5 tRNA genes are annotated in these 525 nt (G+C 51.8%); all 5 read left to right on the top strand.

What is annotated here, in order from left to right:
* Positions 1-53: 53 nt before the first annotated feature.
* The 5 genes from QM469_RS10570 to QM469_RS10590 all read left to right on the top strand — a co-directional run bounded on the left by QM469_RS10570 (position 54) and on the right by QM469_RS10590 (position 489).
* Positions 54-126, top strand: a tRNA-Val gene (locus QM469_RS10570).
* A 5-nt stretch (positions 127-131) separates the two neighbouring features.
* Positions 132-202 (top strand) — tRNA-Gly (locus tag QM469_RS10575).
* A gap of 36 nt (positions 203-238) precedes the next feature.
* A tRNA-Ile gene (locus QM469_RS10580) sits at positions 239-312 on the top strand.
* Between the two features lie 9 nt (positions 313-321).
* A tRNA-Glu gene (locus QM469_RS10585) sits at positions 322-393 on the top strand.
* 6 nt (positions 394-399) lie between these two features.
* Positions 400-489, top strand: a tRNA-Ser gene (locus tag QM469_RS10590).
* Positions 490-525 lie beyond the last annotated feature (36 nt).

Consider the following 525-nt stretch of genomic DNA (forward strand, 5'->3'; position numbering starts at 1 on the left):
CCGGAAGTAGTTGGGGGTTGCCCCCTGTGAGATAAGGAAGTCGCTTAGCTAAAGGGAGTTTAGCTCAGCTGGGAGAGCATCTGCCTTACAAGCAGAGGGTCAGCGGTTCGATCCCGTTAACTCCCATTTTAGCGGGTGTAGTTTAGTGGTAAAACTACAGCCTTCCAAGCTGTTGTCGCGAGTTCGATTCTCGTCACCCGCTTTGAACATTTCGTTCATTTACCAAGTTTTTTAACTTGGGCGCGTAGCTCAGGTGGTTAGAGCGCACGCCTGATAAGCGTGAGGTCGGTGGTTCGAGTCCACTCGTGCCCATTGAAATATGGTCCGTTGGTCAAGGGGTTAAGACACCGCCTTTTCACGGCGGTAACACGGGTTCGAATCCCGTACGGACTATTTATTGGAGGATTACCCAAGTCCGGCTGAAGGGAACGGTCTTGAAAACCGTCAGGCGTGTAAAAGCGTGCGTGGGTTCGAATCCCACATCCTCCTTTATTATTAACGCGGGATGGAGCAGCTCGGTAGCTC

Source organism: Streptococcus infantis, from assembly GCF_047464215.1.
Taxonomy (GTDB): domain Bacteria; phylum Bacillota; class Bacilli; order Lactobacillales; family Streptococcaceae; genus Streptococcus; species Streptococcus infantis_P.